Origin of the sequence: Halomonas sp. (assembly GCF_052095695.1) — a bacterium.
Classification (GTDB): domain Bacteria; phylum Pseudomonadota; class Gammaproteobacteria; order Pseudomonadales; family Halomonadaceae; genus Vreelandella.
The window spans coordinates 1-1,041 of sequence record NZ_JBQDLQ010000152.1 but is presented as its reverse complement, the minus strand read 5'-3'; the positions used below and the strand labels follow the sequence as shown (position 1 = coordinate 1,041).

At 53.8% G+C, this 1,041-nt stretch carries 2 protein-coding genes; one reads left to right on the top strand and one right to left on the bottom strand.

Going from position 1 to position 1,041, the window contains the following annotated elements:
- The coding region (locus ACTH5D_RS17370) for a YceD family protein (RefSeq protein WP_441673437.1) at positions 1 to 447 on the bottom strand (447 nt) is incomplete at its 3' end.
- Positions 448 to 689: 242 nt separating this feature from the next.
- Between ACTH5D_RS17370 and ACTH5D_RS17365 the strand changes: the two genes are divergently transcribed.
- Positions 690 to 1,041, top strand: a 352-nt coding sequence (locus ACTH5D_RS17365; protein ID WP_441673435.1) for a Maf family protein, incomplete at its 3' end; no start/stop codon positions are given.

The following is a 1,041-nucleotide window of genomic DNA, read 5'->3' as shown; positions in this document are numbered from 1 at the left end:
GACCAGCTGCTCCGCCGAGACATGACATTCGGCTTCATCGTGATAGACCACCTGAGGCAGGCTAAGAATCAATTCATCCTCAACCACGGTCAGAAGATCCAGCTGTTCCTTTTCCACCAGCACCGGTTCATGACTCGCAGGCAGCTCGGCCGCTAAGGCTTCATCAGTGATCATTCCAAGCAGAAAGTCACTGTCCACCTGTTGAGGCAGCGGCACCAGGCAGCGTCGACAGGCAAGCGCTAACATCGCTTGCAAGTGGCCACGAATTTCACGACGGCCTTGAGCATCGACGCCAAACTCAAGCACGACATGACAGTCGCCAGTTTGGACACCCGCTTCATCGGCAAGACGTGGGAGCTTATCAAGTGCTACCAAGCCTTCGATTCGTTCGTGGCGGGCTGCAAGCTTATAAGGCTCAACCCGGCTGGGGAGTTGTGAGGTCAACATAGGCGCGCAATGATAGGCACTCCCCCTGCTGGTGTCAAAGCCGTCAGTGCAATTCTTCATAGCTTCCTCAATAAATAACCCAAATAGGGCTCAATAAACAGTTTAGCTGGGGCTTAATACCCTCCAATAGGCAGGTTTAACTGCTTTCGCTACACTCTACTGCCTAGACGCTCTACTTAGACACTGCTTTAACCTAATCACAGCAGAAACAACCGCTGCCAGGAGCTTTTGTGACTTCACCAATGATCGATCCATCAACAACCGAGCTGGTACTGGCCTCCAGCTCACACTGGCGACGCGAGCTACTTGAGCGCCTGCAGCTTCCTTACCAATGCTGCTCGCCTGACATTGATGAAACACCGCGTAGCGGCGAAACACCGCATGCGTTAGTGCACCGCCTCGCGCTTAGCAAAGCCAATGCTGTTGCCACGCGCTTTCCACATCACTGCATTATCGGCTCCGACCAAGTCGCGGTATTTGAAGGCGATATGCTCGGCAAGCCGCATACGTCCGAAAAAGCATGCGTCAACCTTGCTCGTTTTTCCGGCCAGCGCGTCACATTTCTCACCGGGCTCGCACTTTTAGATACACGCC